The sequence below is a fragment of the Agrobacterium sp. CFBP2214 genome (assembly GCF_030209895.1).
Classification (GTDB): Bacteria; Pseudomonadota; Alphaproteobacteria; order Rhizobiales; family Rhizobiaceae; genus Agrobacterium; species Agrobacterium radiobacter.
In genome coordinates this window covers 38,082-60,991 of record NZ_JARVRC010000021.1, presented here as the reverse complement: position 1 = coordinate 60,991, position 22,910 = coordinate 38,082, and the positions used below count along the sequence as shown (strand labels likewise).

Below are 22,910 nucleotides of genomic sequence, written 5' to 3'. Positions count from 1 at the left end.
ATCCTCAGCTTCTCTTTTCGGAAGCGAGGCTTTTCTTCAGCGCATCCATGATGTTGATGACATTGCCGCCGGTGCGGGCCTTCGTGCCGGTTTTCTTTGGCGAGGAGGAGGCCTCCTCGCCTTTGGTCTTCAGCAGGGACTTGATCTTTTTCTGAATGGGATCCTGCACCAGAGTTGGCTTCCAACCCGTGACCTGTTTGCCGATGCGTTTTTCCATGGCGTCCAGCAACGGCCGGTCGATTTTCATCTTCGGCTCCAGCGCGTCGATGCTCTCGCGCACCTCCTCGCCGTAATGGAGGGTCCACAGGATGATGCCCTTGCCTGAAGGTTCCAGCAGGACTGCCCTTTCACGACGGTAGATCACCAGACGCGCAATGCCGAAAACATCGTTCGCTTTCATGGCTTCGCGAATGACGCTGAAGGCTTCGGTGCCGATCTTGTCTTCCGGGCGCAGAAAATGCGGACGGTCGTACCAGATCCAGTCGATCGACCCTTTTGGCACGAAGGTCTTGATATCGATGGTGCGGGTGCTTTCCAGCGCCACCGCGTCGATCTCGTCATCCTCCAGCAGCACATAATCGTCTTCGCCGCGCGGAAAACCCTTCACCTGGTTCCTGGCAGCGACCGGCCTGTGGGTGACGCTGTCGACATAGCGGCTTTCGACGCGATTGCCGGTTTTTCGATTGAGGATGTGGAAGCGGTATTTGTTGCCTTCGGTCGTCGCAGGCGTCAACGAGACGGAGGCTGTCACCAGTGACAGCTTCAGATAACCCTTCCAGAAAACCTGCCGTGCCATGTCCGCGATCCGCATTGGTCTCCCGGAACAACAGTCACAGGGTGGCTTTTGTTCCGGGAGGGACGGCAAATCGGGACAGCATTGGAGCTATCAGAACAGCGAGGTCAGCCCGTAAACGGCAGCGGAGATCAGTGCGGCTGCCGGCATGGTCACGATCCAGGCGATGACGATATTGCCGGCAAGCCCCCAGCGCACTGCCGAGACACGGCGTGCAGCGCCGACACCTATGATGGCGCCGGTGATCGTGTGGGTGGTGGAGACCGGAATGCCGAGCCATGTGGCGCCGAACAACGTCAGCGCGCCGCCGGTTTCGGCGCAGAAACCCTGCATCGGGTTCAGCCGGGTGATTTTCGATCCCATCGTATGGACAATACGCCAGCCGCCGAACAGCGTGCCGAGCGCCATGGCCGACTGGCAGGAAATCACCACCCAGAAGGGCACGTAGAAGCTTTCGCCGAGATGCCCCTGGCTGAAAAGCAGCACGGCGATGATGCCCATGGTCTTCTGCGCGTCATTGCCGCCGTGCCCCAGCGAATAAAGCGAGGCGGAGATGAACTGCATGACGCGGAAGGTGCGGTCGACCGCAAAGGGCGTCTGCCGCACGAACAGCCACGACACGGCGAGCACGAGAACGAGCGCCAGGAAAAAGCCGATGGCCGGCGACATGAAGATCGCCCCCACGGTCTTCAGCAGGCCCGACCAGACGATGGAGTTAAAGCCCACCTTGGCGAAACCCGCACCGACGAGGCCGCCGATCAGCGCATGCGAGGAGCTGGAGGGAATGCCGAAAATCCAGGTGACGATGTTCCAGACGATGGCGCCGATCAGCGCCGCGAAAATGACCTGCGGCGATACGATGGCCGGATCGATGATGCCGGTGCCGAGCGTTTCGGCTACATGCAGGCCGAAGAACAGGAAGGCGATGAAATTGAAGAAGGCCGCCCAGGCGACCGCATATTGCGGCCGCAGCACCCGGGTGGAGACAATGGTGGCGATGGAATTGGCGGCGTCATGCAAACCGTTCAGGAAATCGAAGAACAGCGCGATGGCGATAAGGCCGACGAGCAGCGGCAGGGCAAGTGCGACATCCATCAGACGTTCTCGATCACGATGCCGCTGATCTCGTTGGCCACATCCTCGAAGCGGTCGACGACCTTTTCGAGTTCGCCGTAGATTTCGCTGCCGATCATATAGGCCATGGCATCGCCGCTCGCGCCATGCCGGCGGAAGAGGTCCTTCAGACCCAGGTCGTGAAGCTCGTCGGAGCGGCCTTCGACGCGGGTCACTTCTTCGGCGATGGCCGAGAGGCGATGCGCATTCGTGCCGACCTTGTTGAGAAGCGGAATGGCTTCCGCAATCAGGCCCGCCGCGCGCACGATCTCGTGGCCCATCTCCTTCATCAGCGGATCGAATTCGCTCTGCTCGAACAGACGGATGGTCTTGACGGTCTTGTGCATCATGTCGATGGCGTCATCCATGGACTGGATGAGGTCCTTGATGTCGCCACGATCGAATGGCGTGATGAAGCTCCGCCTGACCGCAAGCAGCACCTCGCGGGTGATCTCGTCCGCCTGATGCTCGAGGGCGACGATGAGGTCGCAGTTCTTCTCGACGTCGATGCCGCTTAAAAGTTGGTCAAGGGCTTCAGCCGCTTTGATGACGGTTTCGGAATGTTTGCTGAACATGTCGAAGAAACGGTCCTCGCGCGGCATCAGCTTGCGAAAAATACTCATCATGCGAATTGGCCCTCAATGGCGCTTTATCAGTTGTGGGGGGTGATTGTCATAAAACTGTCATAAATGCACGCGGGGCATTGATGCAACCCGGAAAATCAGCACTATCAACGGATATGAAATCTTCCAAGAAACGCCGGAAAACCCGTCCGGCCCGTCCACTCACATTGCTCCAGCAGCTGGCTGCGGTTCCCGAAAAGCTCTTCACCGGTGCTTTCCGGCAGCAATATGCCGCGCTCTGTTTCCGTTATGCCGACAATAGCGTGGATGTCGAAATCCTCCTCGTCACGTCCCGCACCAGTCAGCGCTGGATCATTCCGCGCGGCTGGCCGATGAAGCGCAAGAAGCCGCATCAGGCGGCGGCGATCGAAGCGTGGGAGGAGGCGGGCGTACGTGGCCGGGTGAAGAAGGATGCAGTGGGCCGCTATACCTATCTCAAGATGCTCGACAATGGCGATGTCGTTCCCTGCATGGTCGACGTCTTCCAGATAGAGGTGACGGAAACGGACGCGACCTTCAAGGAGCACGGTGAACGCCTGCTGGAATGGGTGCGCCCTGACGAGGCGGCAAGACGCGTTCGCGATATCGAACTGAAATCACTGCTGGTCGATTTCCGGCCAAAGGGGAAAAAGAAACGCCAGAGCGGCGAGAGACCGTAACCGCATCTGCCCGGCATTCCTTCCTGCAGCCGATACTGTAATGCCACCGCAATAGGACATGCCCACCCTTGCCTGATGATTGTCATCAGGAGCCGTTGCATGAATTTACGTCGTCCCGTTCTCCGCTTCTTATTGCGTTATCTCCATCCGATTATCGCCATCGCTTTGCTTCTGGCGGGCCCGGCTGCGATTCTTTTGCTGAGATGACGACAGGGGCACCATTCGGAATGACGGGAAGGCGGTGTCGCCTTCCCGTTGTCAGCCGGATTAGTGTCTAGCCGACCTTGTCAGGCCGGCTGCTTTTGGGAAGGTTGCGCCTCATGGTTCGAATGCCCCGTTTCATCCGGCGCTTTCGGTAACAGGCGGGCGAAACGCCTGATGACGCTATCCAGATAAGACAGGATGGTCGGCACGACGATCAGGGTCAGCAGCGTGGAACTGATGAGGCCGCCAACCACCGCATGGGCCATCGGCGCGCGCTGCGCGCCACCGCCGCCGACGGCCAGGCCGAGCGGGATCATGCCGAAGATCATTGCAAGCGTCGTCATGATGATCGGACGGAAGCGGATGACGCCCGCATTCTCGAGCGCTTCGTTCAGCGAAAGCCCCCGCCGCCGCTCACGATTGGCGAAATCCACCAGCAGGATGCCGTTTTTGGTCACGAGGCCCATCAGCATGATGAAGCCGATCAGCGAGAACATGTTGATGGTGCTGCCGGCGACCATCAACCCGATGAGGACGCCGACGAGCGACAGCGGCAGCGACGCCATGATGGCGAGCGGTTGCAAGAAGCTGCCGAACTGCGAGGCGAGCACGATGTAGATGAAGATGACGGCCATGCTGAGCGCCGTGACCATATGGCCGACGGTTTCCTGCATGGTTTCGGCGTCACCGCCGAAGCGGATGCGATAGCCGTTCGGCAGGTCAAGACCGGCGGTCAGGCCCTGAAGCGTCTCCGTCACGTCGCCAAGCGTGCGGCCGGCAATATTGGCCGAAACCAGTATCTCGCGGCGATTGTCGATGCGGCGGATTTCGGCGGGGGCCGGCATGATGCCGATATCGGCAACCTGATCGAGACGCACCATCAGCGGTGCACCGTTCGCCGCCGTGCGGCCGGTCGCAATCATCAATTCACCGAGACTTGCCAGGTCGGACCGCCGCTCGGCGGGCAGGCGGGTGACGATATCGTACGTATTGCCGTCACTATCCGTCCATTTCGACACATCCTCGCCGCCGATAAGGGGGGAAAGTGCTGCGGCAAGATCGGCGTGGGCAATGCCGAGATCGCTCGCCGCCGCAGGCTTCAGGCGTACTGACAGGACAGAGGTCACATCCTTGGCGCTGGAGGTCACGTCCACGAGGCCCGGAATTTTTGTCATGTCTTCGACCAGGCTGGCGGCGATTTTTTCAAGAACAGCCCGGTCGTCGCCGAGGATGCTCAGCTGCACCGGGCTTTCGCCGCCGCCAAGGCCATTCTGCAGGATCGTGACCTCAATGCCAGGTATGGCCGACAGGCGCTTGCGAACCGGCTCGGCAAGGGAGAGCGGGGTTCGGCTTCGCATATCGAGCGGCACCAGGCCCACCAATATGGCGGCGCGATGTTTGCCGGCGGCGCCGCCTGTGTTGATGGTGGAATAAAGCATCTCGACCTCCGGAAATTCCCTCAGCGCCTTCTCGACCTGCCGCACCTTGGTCGTCGTATAGTCCAGAGAGGAGCCGACCGGCGCGGTGATGTTGACCTGGAAGCGGCCCTCATCGGCATTCGGAACGAATTCCGTGCCGACCAGCGGCACCATGAACAAGCTGGCGATAAATATGCCCGATGTGACAAGCAGGGTGACGAGCCGGTGCCGCAGGGTCCAGCCGATGGCGCGGCGATACTGGCCGGCCATCCATTCGAAGCCGCGGTCGAAACGTGCGATCAGTCGGCCTATCGGGCCGCGTTTTGCATCGGGTTGGGCGTCCGGATCGTACCAGACGCTTGATAACATCGGATCGAGCGTGAAGGCGACGAAAAGCGAGATCAGCACCGCGGCGGAGACGGTGACGCCGAATTCATAGAAAAACCGGCCGACGATGCCATCCATGAAGGCAACCGGCAGGAAAACCGCCACGATCGTCGCCGTTGTCGCAATGACCGCAAGCCCGATTTCATTGGTGCCGTCGAGGGCTGCGCGCAGGTGGGATTTGCCCATATGCAGATGGCGGGTGATGTTTTCGCGCACCACGATGGCGTCATCCACGAGAATGCCGATGGAAAGCGTCAGCGCCAGCAGGCTGAGCGTATTGAGCGTGAAACCGAGGAAATCGATCACCGTGAGCGTGCCGATGATGGCGATCGGCAATGTCAGCCCGGTAATCACCGTGCTGCGCCAGGAATTGAGAAACAGGAAGACGATGGCGACTGCGAGCGCCGCACCTTCGATCAGCGTCGTCTGTACCTGACCGACGGATTCGCGGATGGGTATCGATGAATCCGTGACGATACGCAGCTGCACGTTCTGCGGGGCAAGCTCGGCGTTGAGCGCATCGAGGCGCTTTCTCACATCCGTCGCCACCTGAACGGTATTGGCGTCCTGAACCTTGACGATGTCGATCGCCAGCGCCGTCTGGCCGTTATAGAGGGCGCGGCTTTCGGCATCGGCTGCCCCTTCGGAAAGTTTGGCGACATCGCGAAGCTCGATGGCCGCGCCGCCGCGCCTTGCCACCACCATGTCCAGCAGCGCCTGCGGCTCCTCGATGCGGCCCTGCACCTGGATCGTCCGTTCGGAGACGGGATCGACGACGCTTCCGGCCGGGCTGTTGGTATTGCCGGCGCGGAGCGCATTCACAACCTCGTTGATGCCGATGCCAAGGGCGCGCATGCGCGTCTCGTCGATCGTCACATCGATCTGCCGTTTGCGGGCGCCAACCAGCGTTGCCTGGCCGACGCCGGCAACGGTCGTCAGCTGCCGCACCACCCTCTGGTCGGCAAGCGTGGTGAGGGCGGGCACATCGAGCGACGTCGAACTGATCGCAACCGACAGGACCGGCTCGGCGGCGGGGTCGAACCTCGATATGACGGGCTTTTTGGCGTCTTTCGGAAAATTCGCCTCGATGGCGGCGATCTTGTCGCGGACCTCCTGCGCGGCGGCCGAGCTCTGCACTTCGAGCTTGAATTTCGCGACCACGACGGAGCGCCCCTCATAGGAGGTGGACGTGACCTCGTCGAGGCCGCCAATGGCGTTCAGCGCGTCCTCGACCGGGCGCGTCACCTCGGTCTCCACCGTCTCCGGCGTCGCGCCCGGATAAGAGGTGACGACGACTACCACGGGAACGTCAACATTGGGATATTGGTCCAGCCCAAGCCGCTGCAGCGAGAAGGCGCCCATGACCAGAAGCGCCACCATCATCATGGTGGCGAAAACGGGATGGGTAACGGATATGCGGGTCAAAAACATTTCAGCCTGCCTTGTCGATGGTGACGGCCATGTCAGGCCCCAGTTCGGGAAGCGGTGCGGTGAGGATGGTCTCGCCATCCTTCAGGCCGGCGGCGATCTCGACCAGGTCGCCATCGTTCCAGCGCGCTCCGACTGCGACCGTCTGGCGGCGAAGATGGCCATCCTCCACCTTCAGCACATGGTAACCCGTCTCGTCCTTGCGCAGCGCGATTGCGGGAACGACAAGCGCATCGTTCTTTTCACGCAGGAGGATCGATCCGCTGGCGAACATTCCGCCCCACAGCCGGCCGTCCCGATTGGCAAGCCGCAGATAGACGGCGACGAAACGGGTGCCGTCTTCGGCAACCGGGCTGATGCGGTCGACCGTGCCTTTGACGATCTGGCCGCCAAGGCCGTCGATCGCCAGTTCCGCCGTCTGGCTGAGCGCCACGCGCGGTATGTCGCGGGTGGCGACAAGAACCTTCGCTTCCAGCACGCTGGTATCGACCAGTGTGAGAAGCTCGCCATCCGCACCGACTCGCGATCCCGCCTCGGCCAGCCGACGGGTGACGGTGCCGCTGAAGGGTGCGCGGATTTCGGCATTGCGAAGGGCGAGGCGGGCGATATCCGCCTGCGCCGCAAGGCTCTGGAGCCTTGCCGTCTTCACCGCGACATCGCTTTTCGCCTTGTCGAGCTGTTCTGCCGACGCGATGTTTTTCAGGGCAAGCTGTTCGGTTCTCGTCAGGGCCTGCATCGCCAGCATCAGCTCGGCCTCAGCCGCATCCCGGTCGCTCTGCCGCAGCAAAAGCGTCGATTGCAACTCATCGGTTTCGAAACGCACGAGCAGCTTGCCCGCCTGCACCGTATCTCCGTCGCGGACATTCATTTCCACGATCTTGCCGGCCTCACGGGCGCGGATCACCACACGGGTGATCGGTTGAAGCTCGCCGCTGATGCCAAGCCGCTCCACCATCGGGCGCGTGCCGATCTTTGCCGTTTCCGCGGCCGTCAGCTCGAATGGCGTGCCTGCGGGGCTCATCGAAGCGGTTTCGACGAGCCCGTTCACGATGCCTTTGACACGCTCATTCGCATCGACGCCGCCGCGCGCCGGATCGAGAGCGGTGCCAACGAGAACGCAACCTGCAAGCGCGATCCCCGCCTTGATGGTTCTCTTCATCCACATACTGAAATCCTTTCCATCCCGGGACCGCCGCTCAGGCGGTCGCATTGCCTCTGTCGAGGCGGATGGTTTCTGGATAGGCATCCATAATTGCAGCAGCATTACCCTCCGGGGCGCGCCTGCCTAAACGGAACCGCCTAGTGCTCCAAAGTTCTGTTTTTATGAATTTTCCAGAGGTGAAACCATTATGGATCCTGGTTGTAAATGCTCCAGCGTCGTCTTCGCCGCAATACTGCCGCAACCTTTCTGGCAGAAAACGGAAGGCGAAGGGACGGTGACGCATGAGACTTCTGTTGATCGAAGACGAAAAGGAAATGGCGGATGCGCTGACGGCGACGCTCGGCAAGCAGGGGATCGTCATCGACCATACCATGTGGCTCGGCGATGCGATGGAGTTGACGCGTCAGCACGTCTATGACGCCATTCTGCTCGACCGTCGCCTGCCTGACGGGGAAGGGCTCTCCTTCATTCCGCAGCTGCGCCGCGCAGGTATCGACACGCCGATCATTCTGTTGACGGCGATGAACGAGCCGGAAGAGCGGATCGCGGGGCTGGACGGCGGCGCAGACGATTATCTTGGCAAGCCGTTTCTCGTCGGCGAGTTGCTGGCCCGGGTGCGCGCGGTTCTCAGGAGGCCGGCAAACCTTGCGCCGGCCCAGATCACCGCTGGCCGCATCGTCATTGATCCGCTCCATCTCAGCGTCACGATCAATTCGGTTCCCTTCGATCTGCCAAGACGCGAGCTTGCGGTTCTCATTGCGCTGGCGAAACGCAAGGGCAAATCCGTGCTGCGCTCCACGCTCGAGGCAGCCGTTTACAATTACGAGGAGGAGATCCAGTCCAATGCGCTCGACGCGCATATATCGCGGCTGCGAAAACGCCTGCTCGATGCATCCGCAGGCGTCGGCGTCCATAATATTCGTGGTATCGGATATCTGTTGAAGGAAGAAGCATGAAAGCGCAGGGCACGTCCAACCCGTCCTTGTGGTGGAAACTGAGCTGGCAGCTCAGCGTCGTCGTCTCTGCCATGATTGCCGTGGTCATCATCGGGCTCTGTTTTTACGGCGTGATGATGCTTTCCCCCAATATTGCGCTCTGGGACGACCTCTCGGCCACGCTTGATGGTTCACTTTCGCTCGACCCGCAAAAGGGATTGGTCATTACCGAGAGCCCGGCATTGCGGGCCCTGAAGGCGGAGAACTCAACACTCTGGTTCGTTGCCTCCACGCTGGATGGGCGGGTGGCGACCTACGGCGCCGTGCCTGCCGTTTATGAGGAATTGTCGCGGTATCTGCATCTGATGACGGATGCCGATATTCGTGGAGGAAAGGGCATCGTCGAGGTCGCCCTGGTTGAAAGCATGGAAACGAAATGGGGTGCGGTAAGGGTCATGTTCGGCGGAACGACGCATGTAGGCGGGCAGTTCCTGACGCTTCTTGCCGGAACCTACAAGATTTACGTTCCCCTGCTGGCTGTCATCCTGCCCGCCGTGTTCTTCTCGGTTCCCCGCATCGTGCGCCAGGCGCTTTCCGGCCTCAGTTCCGTCGTCAAAAAGGCCCCCGAGATCGATCCGCGGCGGCCGGGCTCAAAGCTTCCCGTCGAGGATGTGCCTCGCGAGGTGGTTCCGCTGATCCTTGCCTTCAACAGCATCCTCGAACGGCTGGAAGAGCAGTTTCGGGCGCGCCAGCGTTTTCTCATCGATGCGGCGCATGAGCTTAGAACACCAATTGCGATCATGCAGACCCGGATAGAGGGCTTGCCGGGGCCGGAACAGCAACGCCTGATGGAGGATGTCGCGCGGCTTGGCGAAACCACCGAACAGCTTCTCGCTTTCGAAAGAAACGATCAGGTGAACGACCGGCGCGAGACGGTGGAGCTCGTCGAGATGACCCGCACCGTCGTCGCCGATCTTGCGCCGCTTGCGCTTTCGGCGGGTTATGACATCTCCTTCGATACGCAGATCGCGCGATATGAGGTGATGGGCAACCCCTTCACCCTGCCGCGCGCCATCAGCAACATCGTACGCAATGCCATCGATTATGGTGGCAACAGGGGGATGATCCATATCTCGGTTCTCGCCAATGGTGAGATCGCGATTTCCGATGAAGGGCAGGGGATAGCCGAAGACCAGCGGGAACGGATTTTCGAGCCCTTTTACCGCATCACACCGCGCAGCACCGGGGCAGGGCTTGGCCTCAGCCTCGTCAAGCAGATTGTCGCCAACCATAACGGGCGAATCTTTCTGGATAGCAGCGCTTTCGGAAGCACCTTCCGGTTACGTTTCTGATCGTCGCGTTGCGCGCTGTCCAGAGGCTGGTGATTGTAATGTTGCCGCAATTTTAGCTGTCGTACCGTGCGGGGCACAGGATCAATCATCCCAACCGGAGTACGTGCAGTGAAACAACAGTGGAATCTGTTTGCCCGGGGTTCCGGCGACAAGGCGTCCCGCAGCCGCGGTGTCGCCTTCGCCACCTTGCCCTTCGCCATCATCATGTCCGGCTGCACCTCCGTGCCGCTGAAAGAAGGTGGCACGCTTACCTCCTATGCGCAGCTCAGCCCGGCCAAGGGAAAGTTCACCAAATCGCGAACCTTCGTGGACGCCACCGGGCTGGCCGGGGTCAAGACCGTCGCCATCGTGCCGACCACCTTCTCCTTCGCCGCCTCGTCGCGGATCACATCGGAAAAGGATCGTGCCCTTGTTTCGAATGCGCTGGATCGCGCCATCTGCGTGGCGCTCAGCGATAAATACCGAATCGCCGCTCTTGGACAGCCGGCGGATATGACGGTGCGCACGGTCATCACCGATCTGGTGCCGACCGACAAGACCATGGCCGGGGTATCGACGGCCGTGACGCTCGGCAGCGGCTTCGTCCTGCCGGTCAGCGTGCCGCGTCTCCCATTCGGGCTTGGCGGGCTGGCCGTTGAGGCCGAGGCGGTGGATAGTGGCGGCGTTCAGCGTGCGGCGGCTGTCTGGTCCAAGGGCGCGAATTCCATCACTGGTAACGCCCGCGCATCGGAAATCGGCGACGCTTACGAGCTTGCCACCGATTTCTCCAACTACTTCTCGCGTATTCTCGTGACAGGCAAAGTTTCCGACGGCCTGAACCTCTCTATTCCTTCCGGCCATCGAATCCGGTCGGCTCTGGGCGGAAAACCGAAATATGTCGAGTGCGATGCCTATGGCCGGTCACGTGGCTTGAAGGGCATGGTGGCCGACAAGTTCGGCGCGCCGCCGCAATGGACCGACGACGGGCGCGCGAAAGCCGCTTCGCGATAGGCCAGCCGCTCCATATGAAGATCGCGCGCATTACGGCGCGCGATCGTCCGAGCCAAGTCCCTATGCCGCGAGGCCGAGCTTCTGGAGGCCGCATTCGCGGACGATCTCCGCAATATGGGCGAACTGGGCCGAAAGCGGATTGCTCTTGCGCCAGACCATGCCGATGGTGCGCGACGGGCGCGGCTCCACAAGCCGGAATACCGAAACGGTGGATTGCCTCGTTTCCATATCGACGGCCATCTGCGGAATGAGCGTAACGCCGATGCCGGCGCCGACCATCTGCACGAGGGTGGAGAGCGAAGAGCCCTCCATCAGCACGCGCGGCGGCGCATTGGTCGTGCTGCAGAAGGAAAGCGCCTGATTGCGGAAGCAATGGCCTTCCTCCAAAAGCAGAAGCCGCATTTCGCCGAGCTTGTCGGCGCTCGGCACCGGCATGCCCGCATCCTCCATCGGCCGCACCAGAATGAATTCCTCCGAAAACAGCGGAACCTCTTCCAGCGCGGGCTCCGAAACGGGCAGGGCGACGATCGCCATGTCGAGCCGGGCTTCCAGCAGGTCCTCGATAAGCTTCTGCGTCACCGCCTCGCGCGGGCGGGCCTCCAGTCCGGGATAATGTCGGGTGAGAGTCTTGATGACCTGTGGTAAAAGATAAGGCGCGACCGTCGGGATGACGCCGATGCGCAGGCGGCCGCTGAGCGGGCCCTGGCCCGCACGCGCCAGATCCTGCAGCTCGTCCACCGAACGCAGGATCGAGCGGGTGCGCTCGGCAAATTCTTCGCCAAGCGTCGTCAGCCGGATCTGGCGGCTGCCGCGTTCGACAAGCGGCGCGCCGATCAGTTCCTCCAGCTCGCGGATTTGCAGCGACAACGCCGGCTGGGAAATCGCACATGCCTCCGCCGCCCGACCGAAATGGCCGATCTTGGCCAGAGCGTCGAAATAACGGAGATGTTTCATGGAGAGCGCAATCATAAGCTCAGCATATCGCAGCCTTTAGAATATACAATTGGAAATTATGGAACCCGGCTGTTAGTCATCTTCATGACAGAAAGAAGCTGTAGCTGTCAGAGATCATCAGCCTCGCTGCACGGTTTCCCATGACCTGCCGCAGGCTCTGGCTCCAACAGGCTGCACATGTCGAATTGATTATTTCGTTTAATTGCTAAACCCATCGGAGGGCGAAATGGACGCAACTTCAAAACCGGCTGGCAAGTGTCCCGTCATGCATGGAGGCAACACGGCCTCCGGTAAATCAGTTACCGAATGGTGGCCGAATGCGCTGAACCTCGACATCCTGCATCAGCACGATACCAAGACCAATCCGCTCGGCACCTCCTTCAACTATCGCGAAGCCCTGAAGACGCTCGACGTCGAGGCGCTGAAGGCCGATCTGCGTGCCCTGATGACCGACAGCCAGGAATGGTGGCCGGCCGACTGGGGCAGCTACGTTGGCATGATGGCCCGTGTTACCTGGCATGCGGCGGGTTCCTACCGCGTAACGGACGGTCGTGGTGGCGCCAACACCGGCAACCAGCGTTTTGCTCCGCTCAATTCCTGGCCTGATAACGTCAACACCGACAAGGGCCGCCGCCTGCTTTGGCCGATCAAGAAGAAATACGGCAACAAGATTTCCTGGGCAGACCTGATCGCGCTCGCCGGCACCATTGCCTACGACGTCGCCGGTCTGAAGACCTTCGGTTTCGCCTTCGGCCGTGAAGACATCTGGGCTCCGGAAAAGGACACCTATTGGGGTGACGAAAAGGAATGGCTGGCGCCGAGCGATGGCCGTTACGGCGACGTGACCAAGCCCGAGACGCTGGAAAACCCGCTTGCCGCCGTGCAGATGGGCCTCATCTACGTCAACCCGGAAGGTGTGAACGGCAAGTCCGATCCGCTGGCAACGGCGGCGCAGATGCGCGAGACCTTCGCCCGCATGGGTATGGATGACGAGGAAACCGTGGCTCTCACCGCCGGCGGCCATACCATCGGCAAGTCGCACGGCAATGGCAGCGCCGCCAACCTCAGCCCCGACCCGGAAGCCGCAGGCCCGGAATTTCAGGGTCTTGGCTGGATCAACACCAAGGGCCGCGGCATTGGTCGCGACACGGTTGTTTCCGGTATCGAAGGTGCCTGGACGAGCGAGCCGACCAAGTGGGACAACGGCTTCTTCGACATGCTGTTCAAGCATGAGTGGACCTTGACCCACAGCCCTGCCGGTGCATCACAATGGGCGCCGATCACCATCGCCGAAGAAGACAAGCCCGTGGACGTTGAGGATGCCTCGATCCGCACCATTCCGATGATGACCGATGCCGACATGGCTCTGAAGGTCGACCCGATCTACCGCGAGATTTCGCTGAAGTTCAAGGACGACCAGGATCATTTCTCGGACGTCTTCGCCCGCGCATGGTTCAAGCTGACGCACCGCGACATGGGGCCGAAGTCCCGTTACATCGGCCCTGACGTTCCGGCGGAAGACCTGATCTGGCAGGATCCCATCCCGGCAGGCTCCACCAGCTACGATGTCGCTGCCGTCAAGGCGAAGATCGCGGCGTCTGGCCTTTCCGTTGCCGATCTGGTCTCGACCGCTTGGGACAGCGCCCGCACCTTCCGAGGTTCGGACAAGCGCGGCGGCGCCAATGGCGCACGCATCCGCCTCGCACCGCAGAAGGACTGGGAAGGCAACGAGCCCGCCCGTCTTTCCCGCGTGCTTGCGGTTCTGGAGCAGATTGCCCGTGAAAGCGGCGCGAGTATTGCGGACGTGATCGTTCTCGCCGGCAATTACGGTGTGGAACAGGCGGCCAAGGCGGCCGGCTTCGACATTGCCGTGCCTTTTGCGGCCGGCCGTGGTGACGCTTCCGCCGAGCAGACGGATGCCGACAGCTTTGCTCCGCTTGAGCCGCTGGCGGATGGTTTCCGCAACTGGGTCAAGAAGGACTATGTTGTCAGCCCCGAAGAACTGCTGCTGGATCGCGCGCAGCTTCTGGGCCTGACCGCGCCGGAACTGACCGTGCTCATCGGCGGCCTGCGCGTCATCGGCACCAATTATGCCGGTACGGCGCATGGCGTGTTCACCGACACGCCCGGCGCGCTGACGACGGACTTTTTCACGACGCTGACGGACATGGCCTATTCCTGGGTTCCGACCGGCAACAATCTCTATGAGATTCGTGACCGCAAGACTGGGGCAGCCAAGTACACCGCCACCCGCGTCGACCTCGTCATCGGTTCGAACTCCATCCTGCGCGCCTATGCGGAAGTTTATGCACAGGACGACAGCAGGGAGAAATTCGTGCGTGATTTCGTCGCCGCCTGGACGAAGGTGATGAACGCTGACCGTTTCGACCTTCTGTAAGGAAGGCCGACCGTTAAATGGTGATGCACCTCCCTGAGCGATCGGGGAGGTGTTTTTGCGGCCGGTGGGTTGGCGAGATTGAATCAGTCACTACGCGATCCGGCATGAGGGGAGGTTATTCGCCTCTGCATTCCGCTCGTAGTGGGATGTGCTGCCCTATCGCCTGTCCGAAGACGAAACCGGTTTGCCGGGAGAGGATTTTTCGGCCTTTTCCGAGGGCGCTATGCCGCTTTTTTCATTCTCATGCGCATCCGGCCCGGCAACGATGACGCCGCGGCCCTTCTCTTCGCGCTTCTTGTCCGCGAAGTTGCCCGGTTCCTTCTTGCTGTCCATGATAGTCTCCATTGTTGCGTTCCTGTCAGGAGTTCAACGGGTGTCCTGGGCAGAGGTTCCAGAATAGTCGCGTCAGTGAATGTTTCTCTTCATAACGATCTTTGCTATTAACATGAATTCATAAGTCATGTTATTGGGGCGGAGCGCGATGACTGGCGCCGCGCGCCTGTCTTCCAAGCCCTCAACCAAAACCCGACAACCGGACGGTACCCGCATTGAGTTTCTGGCATTCCATGACCTGGCACACGGAAGGGATCAGCGTCACTGCGCCGGTGAAGTGGCGCCAGTTGGACGGGCTCGTCAGTGCTTTCTGGGAGGCGGAAAGCCAGATGGGGGCGAAGGGTTATTATCTTGCCGCCGATCCGCGCATCATGATTTTTTTCAACGATGTGTCTTCGCGCATCAGCATGTCCAACCGGAACGGCGAGTTCAGCAACCATTCGCGGCCGATGACACGCGCTGTTTATGTGCCGGCTGGCGTGCCGATGTGGACGAGCAGCAACGCCACGCACCGGTTCTCGCATCTCAACCTGCATATTCACAAGGACCGGCTGTTGCGCTTCCTGTCACCTTCGGTCGGCAGTTCGGCGGCGATGACGGCGCTGCGCCGCCCGGTCGAGATACAGGATATCGGCTCGGTGGAAACCCTTGCCGGGCTACTTGTCGATGAGCTGGCGGAGCCCTCGAAACATGCGGTCTATGCGGAAAGTCTCGTCGGCAGCATCGTTGCCGGCCTGTTGGATATTCCCGGCCCTTCACCGGAGCAGGTGAATGGCCGGTTGACGCAGGCGCAGTTGAACAAGCTTCTTGCCCAGGTCGAAAAGCGTGGCGACGACCGTATGACGGTTGCCGAGATGGCCGATATTGTCGGGCTTTCGGAAAGCTGGTTCGCGACCGTGTTTCGCCAGAGCACCGGCAAGACGCCGCTGCAATGGCAATTGGAACGTCGCATCAACGCGGCCCAGAAACTTCTGCTGAAAGGCGATCTGACTGTGGCCGATATCGCCGCCCAGCTCGGCTTTTCCGATCAGGCGCATCTGACCAAGGCTTTCCGCCAGTCCGTGGGCAACACGCCCGCCGCCTGGCGGCGTCTGCACAGGCTGCTTTGAATTGGATCCTCGGGACAAGCCCGAGGATGACGTTAAACATTAGGATTGTCGTATAGTAGTTTGAAATCAGATATTTTTTTCTACCACGTCTTTCGCAAAGTCACGGAAAACGCCCGGCCGGGATTGTAGAAGTCAGCGCCGAACCCGCCATACGAAACGTGTTTTTCGTTGAAGAGGTTGGAGACATTGACATCCAGTGAGGCGGTTTCCTGAATCTTGTAGCTGAATGCCGCATCCACGGTCACGCTGCTTCCGGTTTCGATCTTGTTCGAATTGTCGAAATAATAGGCGCCGGTATAGCGGCCGCCGAGACCGAAGGTCATGTCGCCGAAATGGTCGTTACCTTCGAGCGTATAATTGACCCACAGTGAAGCCTGATGCTCGGGGACGAATTGCGGCCGGTTGCCAACATTGCCGCCGGTGCCGTTTTCGGTGATCTCCGCATCGAGATAGGAATAGGCCGCCGTCAGGCTGAGATTGTCTGTTACCTCTGCCTTCGCTTCAAGATCGAGGCCGCGCACGCGCACCTCGCCGATGGTGGTCGGCAGGCTGGTGATCGGGCTGGTGACGGTGATGTTGTTCTTCTTCAGATCGTAGATCGAGGCGGTGAACAGGGCCGGGAAAGCGTCCGGCCGGTATTTCACGCCGAGCTCGATCTGTTCGCCGCGTTCCGGTTCAACGGTGAGACCGGATGCAGGCACCACCGATTCGGCATAGCTGATATAGGGCGCGATTTCGTTGGTGACCTTGTAGGACACGCCGATGCGCTTGGTCAGCTCGCTGATGTCGCCGCTTGCCGTCGTGCCATTCAGCCGGTTGGTCTGGTCGGTGTCGATCCAGTCATTGCGAAGGCCGGCGCTGACGGTGAGCCTGTCGAAGAAGGTCAGGTCCTGCTGCAGGTAGATGGCTTTGGTTTTCTGGTCCGTCAGCGAGTTGGAGAAGAGCGGCACCGAGGAGGGTGCGCCGGTATAGACCGGGTTCATCCAGTTTATGTTCGGCGCAGCGCCGAAGTAGTTTTTGCTGCCGGATGTGTAGTCGTTGTAGAAGACGCCGACGAGGCTGCGGCTTTCGACATTTTCAAACCGCGTGTCATATTGCAGGCGCGTATCGATCAGGAAGTTTTCGGTCTCGGTGTCGTTGCCGAAATAGGAACGGTTGGCGATGGTCGAACCGTTGGTCGGCGTCGACGAGATATAGGCATAACCGAAGTCCGTATTCGCCTTGCTGTAACGGGCGTTGGAACTCAGGGTCAGACCCGAGCCGAAATCGTGGTCGAACATCACGCTCAGCGAATTGCGGTTTGTGCCGCGATAATTGTAGTCCGGTTCGCCGAAGAAGCGGCTCCGGTCGAAATGCGAGCCGACGGGATGGCCGCCGCCGCCGGGAACGCCATCCTTGTTGAGATGATCGTAAACGACGGTGAGGCTGGTGACGTCGGTCGGACGCCAGGTCAGGCCGCCCATGAAGAATTTCTCGTCATCGCGGGAATAGTCATATTCCGCATCGGCATTTCTGAGCTTGCCGGTCAGACGATAGGACAGCGTGTCGTCGCTGGTGATGTTGTCCCCGAAATCGAAGCCGGTTTCGGCGCGGCCGTAGGAGCCGCCGGTCACATAGGCTTCACCAAAACGGGTGCGTTTCGGCACCTTGGTGGAATAGTTCACCGAGCCGCCGGGATCCGAGACGCCGAAGGTGGTGGAATTGCCGCCCTTCAGCACTTCCACCCGCTCATAGGCATAGGTTTCTTCGCGCAGGGCACCGAAGGGACGGCCGAGGGTGAGGCCATCGCGATAGGTATAGGCATCGAAACCGCGAATCTTGAAATAGTCGAAACGGTCGTCGGAGCCGTAAAAATCCGTGGTCACGCCAGCGGTATATTGCAGCGCCTCCTCCACGGTCTGCACACCGCGCTGCTGCATTTCCTTGGCGGTGATGACGGAAACGGCGGCAGGTGTGTCGAGAATATCGGACGCCATCTTGCTGCCGCTCGTGGTGCGGGTGGCAACGATCGATTTCTGGTCGTCATTGTCGCCGCTGTCGATGGTGATGCGTTCCAGAACCGTGCTGCCGCCCGTATTGGCAGATTCCTGCGCCAGCAGGGAGCCGGGCAGGGTGGCAACAAGCGCCGTGCAGGCAAGCAGGGCCGCCTCCTGGTAACGACGTCGCGCGGTTTTGCAGTGTCTGCCTTCGGTTTCGATATTCATTGGTATGTTCCAGACCTTGATGCCCCGATCGCCGTTTTCACGGCCCACTCTCGAAGCGCCCAATAACTTGAGAAAGTTTGTCCGGTATTGTAACTTTTTGCGGTTTTGTACAAAACCCCGGAAATTTCACCGCTGTTGCGGCGGCATTTCTTGCCTGGGCTTGACGGGGGCATTTGAAGCTGAGAGTTCAAGTCCACTTTTGAACCTTTGAGAGCTTCGCCATGCTTCGCCCGTTTCGCTGCCTCGTGCCGGTATTTGTGCTTTTCCTGTCGATGATCGCGCCTGATATGGCCTCGGCGGAGGACACGGCCAGCTATCCCATCGTCATCAAACATGCGTTCGGTACGACCACGATTGCGAAGAAACCGCAGCGGGTCGCAACTGTCGCCTGGGCGAACCATGAGGTGCCGCTGGCGCTCGGCATCGTGCCCGTCGGTTTTGCGGCGGCCAATTTCGGCGATGATGATGGCGACGGCCTGCTGCCATGGGTGGCAAAGCGGCTCACCGAACTCGACGCGGCAAAGCCTGTTCTGTTCGACGAGGGTGACGGCATCGATTTCGAGGCCGTGGCGGCAACGCAGCCGGATGTCATCCTTGCCGCCTATTCCGGCCTCAGCCAGTCCGATTACGATACGCTGAGCCAGATCGCCCCTGTTGTCGCCTATCCCGTCTCCCCCTGGGCGACGGACTGGCGCGAGATGATCCGGCTCAACAGCGACGGGCTCGGCATGGCGGTGGAAGGTGAGGCGCTCATCAAACGCACCGAGGGCGAAATCGCGCAGGTCGCCGCCGGCTACCCGCAGCTGAAGGGCAAGTCGGCCATGTTCGTCACCCATCTCGACGCCACCAATCTCAGCGTCGTCAATTTCTATACGGCCAATGACACCCGGGTGAAGTTCTTCGCCGATCTGGGGCTCGCCTCGCCGAAAAGCGTCCTGGAGGCGACGAAGCCGGGGCAATTCGCCGCCGGCGTCAGCGCCGAGCGTGTGGATGCCTTTGACGATGTCGATATCGTCGTGACCTATGGCAGCCAGCCGCTGCTGAACGCCATGCGCGCCGATCCGCTTCTCGCCCGCATGCCGGCCGTCGCCAATGATGCGATCGTCATGCTCGGCCGCGATCCGCTTGGCACGGCCTCCAACCCCACACCGCTGTCGATTTCATGGGTATTGAAGGACTATGCCGATCTCCTGGCGAAGGCCGCCGACAAATCCTCCGGGAAATCACAGTGACGATGTCGGGACCCGGCAAAGCGACGGCGGTGCTGCTCGCCGGCCGCTCCAGCCGCGCGAGAACCGCATGGCTCGGCGCGGTACTGGCGCTTCTCGCGCTGCTCTGTGCGCTCTCCGTCGCCATCGGCACGCGTGAGGTCTCTTTTGCGGATATTCTTGGCGGGCTGAGTGGCCGCGTCGAGACGGTTGCCGAAGCGGCGGTTGCGGTGCGCCTGCCGCGCACGCTGCTTGCCCTGCTTTCCGGGGCCGCACTCGGGCTGGCTGGGGCCATCATGCAGGGTGTTACCCGCAATCCGCTTGCCGATCCCGGCATTCTCGGTGTCAACATGGGGGCGTCGCTTGCCGTCGTCATCGGCATTGTCTGGTTCGGCATCGCCTCGGCTCATGCCTTCATCACGGTCGCAATTGCCGGAGCGGGGGTATCAGCGGTTTTCGTTTATGTTGTCGGTTCGCTCGGGCGAGGGGGGGCGACACCCCTAAAACTCGCACTTGCGGGCGCCGCCACCTCCGTCGCCTTTTCGTCGCTCGTCATCGCCGTCGTGCTGCCGCGCAGCGATATTGCCGGCGGCATCCGCTCCTGGCAGATCGGCGGCGTCGGCGGAGCGACCTTCGAGCGCATCGAGACCGTGCTGCCCTTTCTCGCCGCCGGCTTCATCGTCAGCCTGCTTTCGGCGCGCAAGCTGAATTCTCTGGCGCTCGGCGATGAACTCGCCGCCGGGCTTGGCGAGAATGTCATGGCAGCCAGAGCCGTGGCGTCCTTCGGCGCCATTCTGCTCTGCGGCGCGGCCACCGCCATTTGCGGGCCGATCGGTTTTGTCGGGCTGGTGGTGCCGCATCTCTGCCGCCTGCTGGTTGGCGTGGACAATCGCTGGCTTTTGCCGTTCTCGGCGTTAGGCGGGGCGTGTCTGCTGCTTTCCGCCGATATTGTCGGGCGCATTGTGGCGCGGCCGTCCGAACTTGATGTCGGCATCGTCACCGCCCTTGTCGGCGCGCCTTTCTTCATCTGGATCGTCAGACGCCAGAGGGTGCGCGAATTGTGACCATGCACGCTCCCGTCATCGAAAATCTCGTCTTCAACCGCCATACACGTCAGCGCCGACGTCGCCTTGTCATCGCTGTCCTGTCGGTGATCCTGATCTTTGCTTTCGCAATCACGCTGATGCTCGGGCAATCCTTCACGCCGCCCCGTGATGTCATCCGCGTTCTGCTGGGGGAGGATATTGCCGGCGTCACCTTCACCGTCGGGCAGTTGCGCCTGCCGCGCGCGCTGCTTTCGGTTCTCGCAGGCCTGAGCTTCGGGCTCGGCGGCGTCGCCTTCCAGATCATGCTGCGCAATCCGCTCGCCAGCCCCGATATTATCGGCATCAGTTCCGGCGCAAGTGCGGCGGCCGTTTTCGCCATCGTCGTTTTGCAGATGAGCGGGCCGCTGGTCTCGGTCTTCGCCGTCACCGCCGGTCTCGGCGTCGCCCTTCTGGTCTATCTCCTGTCCTTCCGAAACGGCGTGGCCGGCACGCGGCTGATCCTCGTCGGCATCGGCGTGTCGGCGATGCTTGAAAGCTTCATTGCCTATATTCTCTCCGTCGCGCCGGCCTGGATGCTGCAGGAGGCGATGCGCTGGCTGACAGGCAGCGTCAACGGCGCGAAGGTCGCCCAGTTGCTGCCGCTTTCCATCGCGCTCATCCTGTTCGGCGGCCTGCTCCTCAGCCGTGCGCGTGATCTGGAAGCTCTAAGACTGGGTGATGATGCCGCAGCAGCGCTCGGCGTGCGGGTGGGACGAACCCGCATCATCGTCATCATCGCCGCCGTGGGCATGATCGCCTTTGCAACGGCGGTCTCTGGGCCGATCGCCTTTGTCGCTTTTCTCTCCGGGCCGATTGCGGCGCGCATCGTCGGCAGCAACGGCTCGCTGCTCATTCCTGCGGCTCTGGTCGGGGCGGTGCTGGTGCTGGTGGGCGATTATTGCGGCCAGTTTCTGTTGCCGGGCCGTTATCCGGTCGGCGTCGTCACGGGGGCGCTCGGCGCACCCTATCTGATTTACCTTATCGTGCGGGTCAACCGCAGCGGAGGCTCGTTATGACCGGCCACTCCCTTTCCGTAAGCCGCCTCTCGGCCGGATATGGCGAAAACCTTATTATCGACGGGCTGGACCTCACTGTCCCGCGCGGGAAGATCACCGTCATCGTCGGCGCCAATGCCTGCGGCAAGTCCACCCTGCTGCGCAGCATGTCGCGGCTGATCACGCCGCGCGCCGGCCAGGTTCTGCTCGATGGAAAGTCGATCCATCATCTTCCCTCGCGTGAGCTTGCACGGCGCATGGGCCTCCTGCCGCAATCGCCGATAGCGCCGGAGGGCATTGTGGTCGCCGATCTCGTCAGCCGTGGCCGGCACCCGCATCATGGCCTGTTCGCCCGCTGGTCGCGGCAGGATGACGAGGCCGTCGCCGCAGCCCTTGTCGCCACCGATACGGTGGAACTGGCCGAGCGGCCGGTGGACGAGCTTTCCGGCGGCCAGCGGCAACGTGTCTGGATCGCCATGGCGCTCGCCCAGCAGACCGACATATTGCTGCTGGATGAGCCCACCACTTTCCTCGATATCAGTCATCAGGTCGAGGTGCTGGATCTTCTGACCGACCTCAATCAGACCCGTGAGACGACCATCGTCATGGTGCTGCACGATCTCAATCTTGCGGCGCGTTATGCCGATTATCTTGTCGCCATGAGGGACGGGAAACTGCATGTCTTCGGCACACCGGAGGAAGTATTGACGGAGGAGAATGTCCTTCGCGTCTTCGGCATCGAAAGCCGGGTCATCAAGGATCCGACCTCGGGCAAGCCGATGATGCTGCCGATCGGGCGGCATCGAACGGTGGCGGGGTGGTAATAGCCGTATCTCTTTGAGATACGGTTCTGTTGACTTCCGTACGTATCCGTTTGTGATACCAACATCGCGAGGCCAGCAATGATCCGCTCTTTCAAAAACAAGCTGGCTGCATCGATTGACGACGGATCTGTGAAGAAGGGCTTTCCCGCCGATCTGGTACGCGGCGCCCAGCAGCTGCTCACGCATCCTGGATGCGGCGACCACTTCAGCAGACCTTCGGTCACCGCCCGGTAACCCTTTGGAAAAGCTGTCCGGCGACCGTGAAGGCCAACATTCGATCCGGATCAACAAGCAGTGGCGCATCTGCTTCGTCTGGACGGAAGCAGGGCCGGAAAGCGTGGAAATAACCGACTATCACTAGTCTGGAATTCTCGTGGAGAGGCTCATGAAAAATCGGCCAAGGAGGGCCAGCGAGCATGACAATCAGTAAATCGCCTCCGATCCATCCGGGCGAAATCCTGCGGGAACTCTATCTTGAGCCGCTGGGGATGTCGGCTTACGCTCTTGCAAGGCACCTCAATATTCCGCGCACCCGCATAGAACGGATTGCGGGAGAGAAACTTGGTATCACCGCCGACACCGCCTTGCGCCTTGCAAAGTTTTTCGAGACCACACCGGAATATTGGCTGAACTTGCAGAACGCCTTCGACATTAAGGCGGCGGCTGTGAGGCTGGAAGCGGACCTTGCCAATATCAAGGAACTGGAAGCGGCCTAATTCTCAGCCCCGCCTGTCAG

The 22,910-nt window shown here is 60.9% G+C and carries 19 protein-coding genes and 1 pseudogene; 12 read left to right on the top strand and 8 right to left on the bottom strand.

What is annotated here, in order from left to right; genetic code table 11:
• Nucleotides 1-4 precede the first annotated feature (4 nt).
• From ku to QRN60_RS24815, 3 genes are all read right to left on the bottom strand, one after another.
• Entirely contained in the window at nt 5-796 is a 792-nt protein-coding gene (gene ku, locus QRN60_RS24825) for a non-homologous end joining protein Ku (protein WP_165000624.1), read from the bottom strand.
• A 90-nt stretch (nt 797-886) separates the two neighbouring features.
• Nucleotides 887-1,888, bottom strand: a complete 1,002-nt coding sequence (locus QRN60_RS24820; protein WP_003505604.1) for an inorganic phosphate transporter — start codon at nt 1,886-1,888, stop codon at nt 887-889.
• Entirely contained in the window at nt 1,888-2,532 is a 645-nt protein-coding gene (locus QRN60_RS24815) for a DUF47 domain-containing protein (protein ID WP_111791817.1), read from the bottom strand. The genes QRN60_RS24820 and QRN60_RS24815 overlap by 1 nt, the downstream gene beginning before the upstream one ends.
• A 113-nt stretch (nt 2,533-2,645) precedes the next feature.
• Between QRN60_RS24815 and QRN60_RS24810 the strand changes: the two genes are divergently transcribed.
• Complete coding sequence (locus tag QRN60_RS24810; RefSeq protein WP_003505606.1) at nt 2,646-3,188, top strand: NUDIX hydrolase; 543 nt, start codon at nt 2,646-2,648, stop codon at nt 3,186-3,188.
• 287 nt (nt 3,189-3,475) lie between these two features.
• Here QRN60_RS24810 and QRN60_RS24805 read toward each other — a convergent pair whose 3' ends face one another.
• Together QRN60_RS24805 and QRN60_RS24800 are read right to left on the bottom strand one after the other, a co-directional pair.
• Entirely contained in the window at nt 3,476-6,628 is a 3,153-nt protein-coding gene (locus tag QRN60_RS24805) for an efflux RND transporter permease subunit (protein WP_112950969.1), read from the bottom strand.
• Between the two features lies 1 nt (nt 6,629).
• Complete coding sequence (locus QRN60_RS24800) at nt 6,630-7,790, bottom strand: efflux RND transporter periplasmic adaptor subunit (protein ID WP_284767168.1); 1,161 nt, start codon at nt 7,788-7,790, stop codon at nt 6,630-6,632.
• Nucleotides 7,791-8,068: 278 nt separating this feature from the next.
• Between QRN60_RS24800 and QRN60_RS24795 the strand changes: the two genes are divergently transcribed.
• The 3 genes from QRN60_RS24795 (at nt 8,069) to QRN60_RS24785 (ending at nt 11,064) form a co-directional block, all read left to right on the top strand.
• Nucleotides 8,069-8,743: a response regulator transcription factor gene (locus tag QRN60_RS24795; protein WP_020009793.1), complete on the top strand. Its 675-nt coding sequence runs from the start codon at nt 8,069-8,071 to the stop codon at nt 8,741-8,743.
• Nucleotides 8,740-10,074 (top strand): sensor histidine kinase, encoded by a 1,335-nt coding sequence (locus tag QRN60_RS24790; protein WP_080864450.1) that lies wholly within the window; start codon nt 8,740-8,742, stop codon nt 10,072-10,074. Before QRN60_RS24795 ends, QRN60_RS24790 begins: the two co-directional genes overlap by 4 nt.
• Before the next feature lie 108 nt (nt 10,075-10,182).
• Entirely contained in the window at nt 10,183-11,064 is an 882-nt protein-coding gene (locus QRN60_RS24785) for a DUF3313 domain-containing protein (RefSeq protein ID WP_080864449.1), read from the top strand.
• 60 nt (nt 11,065-11,124) lie between these two features.
• On the opposite strand, the gene QRN60_RS24780 is transcribed toward QRN60_RS24785, so the two are convergent.
• On the bottom strand, nt 11,125-12,033 hold the full coding sequence (locus tag QRN60_RS24780) for a hydrogen peroxide-inducible genes activator (protein ID WP_111820833.1): 909 nt from the start codon (nt 12,031-12,033) through the stop codon (nt 11,125-11,127).
• Between the two features lie 211 nt (nt 12,034-12,244).
• On the opposite strand from QRN60_RS24780, the gene katG reads away from it, so the two are divergent.
• The gene (gene katG, locus QRN60_RS24775) at nt 12,245-14,416 is read left to right on the top strand and encodes a catalase/peroxidase HPI (RefSeq protein WP_112950970.1); all 2,172 of its coding nucleotides are present in this window, start codon (nt 12,245-12,247) and stop codon (nt 14,414-14,416) included.
• 156 nt (nt 14,417-14,572) lie between these two features.
• Here katG and QRN60_RS24770 read toward each other — a convergent pair whose 3' ends face one another.
• Nucleotides 14,573-14,749, bottom strand: coding sequence for a hypothetical protein (locus QRN60_RS24770; RefSeq protein WP_077998798.1), 177 nt, complete (start codon nt 14,747-14,749; stop codon nt 14,573-14,575).
• A gap of 215 nt (nt 14,750-14,964) precedes the next feature.
• Between QRN60_RS24770 and QRN60_RS24765 the strand changes: the two genes are divergently transcribed.
• On the top strand, nt 14,965-15,858 hold the full coding sequence (locus tag QRN60_RS24765) for a helix-turn-helix domain-containing protein (protein ID WP_207909212.1): 894 nt from the start codon (nt 14,965-14,967) through the stop codon (nt 15,856-15,858).
• Nucleotides 15,859-15,938: 80 nt separating this feature from the next.
• On the opposite strand, the gene QRN60_RS24760 is transcribed toward QRN60_RS24765, so the two are convergent.
• Nucleotides 15,939-18,062, bottom strand: a complete 2,124-nt coding sequence (locus tag QRN60_RS24760; protein ID WP_112950972.1) for a TonB-dependent siderophore receptor — start codon at nt 18,060-18,062, stop codon at nt 15,939-15,941.
• Between the two features lie 221 nt (nt 18,063-18,283).
• On the opposite strand from QRN60_RS24760, the gene QRN60_RS24755 reads away from it, so the two are divergent.
• From QRN60_RS24755 to QRN60_RS24730, 6 genes and pseudogenes are all read left to right on the top strand, one after another.
• Nucleotides 18,284-19,294: an iron-siderophore ABC transporter substrate-binding protein gene (locus QRN60_RS24755; RefSeq protein WP_112950973.1), complete on the top strand. Its 1,011-nt coding sequence runs from the start codon at nt 18,284-18,286 to the stop codon at nt 19,292-19,294.
• Complete coding sequence (locus tag QRN60_RS24750) at nt 19,291-20,334, top strand: FecCD family ABC transporter permease (protein WP_129565202.1); 1,044 nt, start codon at nt 19,291-19,293, stop codon at nt 20,332-20,334. Before QRN60_RS24755 ends, QRN60_RS24750 begins: the two co-directional genes overlap by 4 nt.
• A 2-nt stretch (nt 20,335-20,336) precedes the next feature.
• Nucleotides 20,337-21,371, top strand: a complete 1,035-nt coding sequence (locus QRN60_RS24745) for a FecCD family ABC transporter permease (RefSeq protein ID WP_112950974.1) — start codon at nt 20,337-20,339, stop codon at nt 21,369-21,371.
• Complete coding sequence (locus QRN60_RS24740) at nt 21,368-22,174, top strand: ABC transporter ATP-binding protein (protein ID WP_111833956.1); 807 nt, start codon at nt 21,368-21,370, stop codon at nt 22,172-22,174. The genes QRN60_RS24745 and QRN60_RS24740 overlap by 4 nt, the downstream gene beginning before the upstream one ends.
• A 78-nt stretch (nt 22,175-22,252) precedes the next feature.
• Nucleotides 22,253-22,535 (top strand): annotated as a pseudogene (locus QRN60_RS24735) (type II toxin-antitoxin system RelE/ParE family toxin).
• A gap of 55 nt (nt 22,536-22,590) precedes the next feature.
• Nucleotides 22,591-22,890, top strand: a complete 300-nt coding sequence (locus tag QRN60_RS24730) for a HigA family addiction module antitoxin (RefSeq protein ID WP_112950975.1) — start codon at nt 22,591-22,593, stop codon at nt 22,888-22,890.
• Nucleotides 22,891-22,910 lie beyond the last annotated feature (20 nt).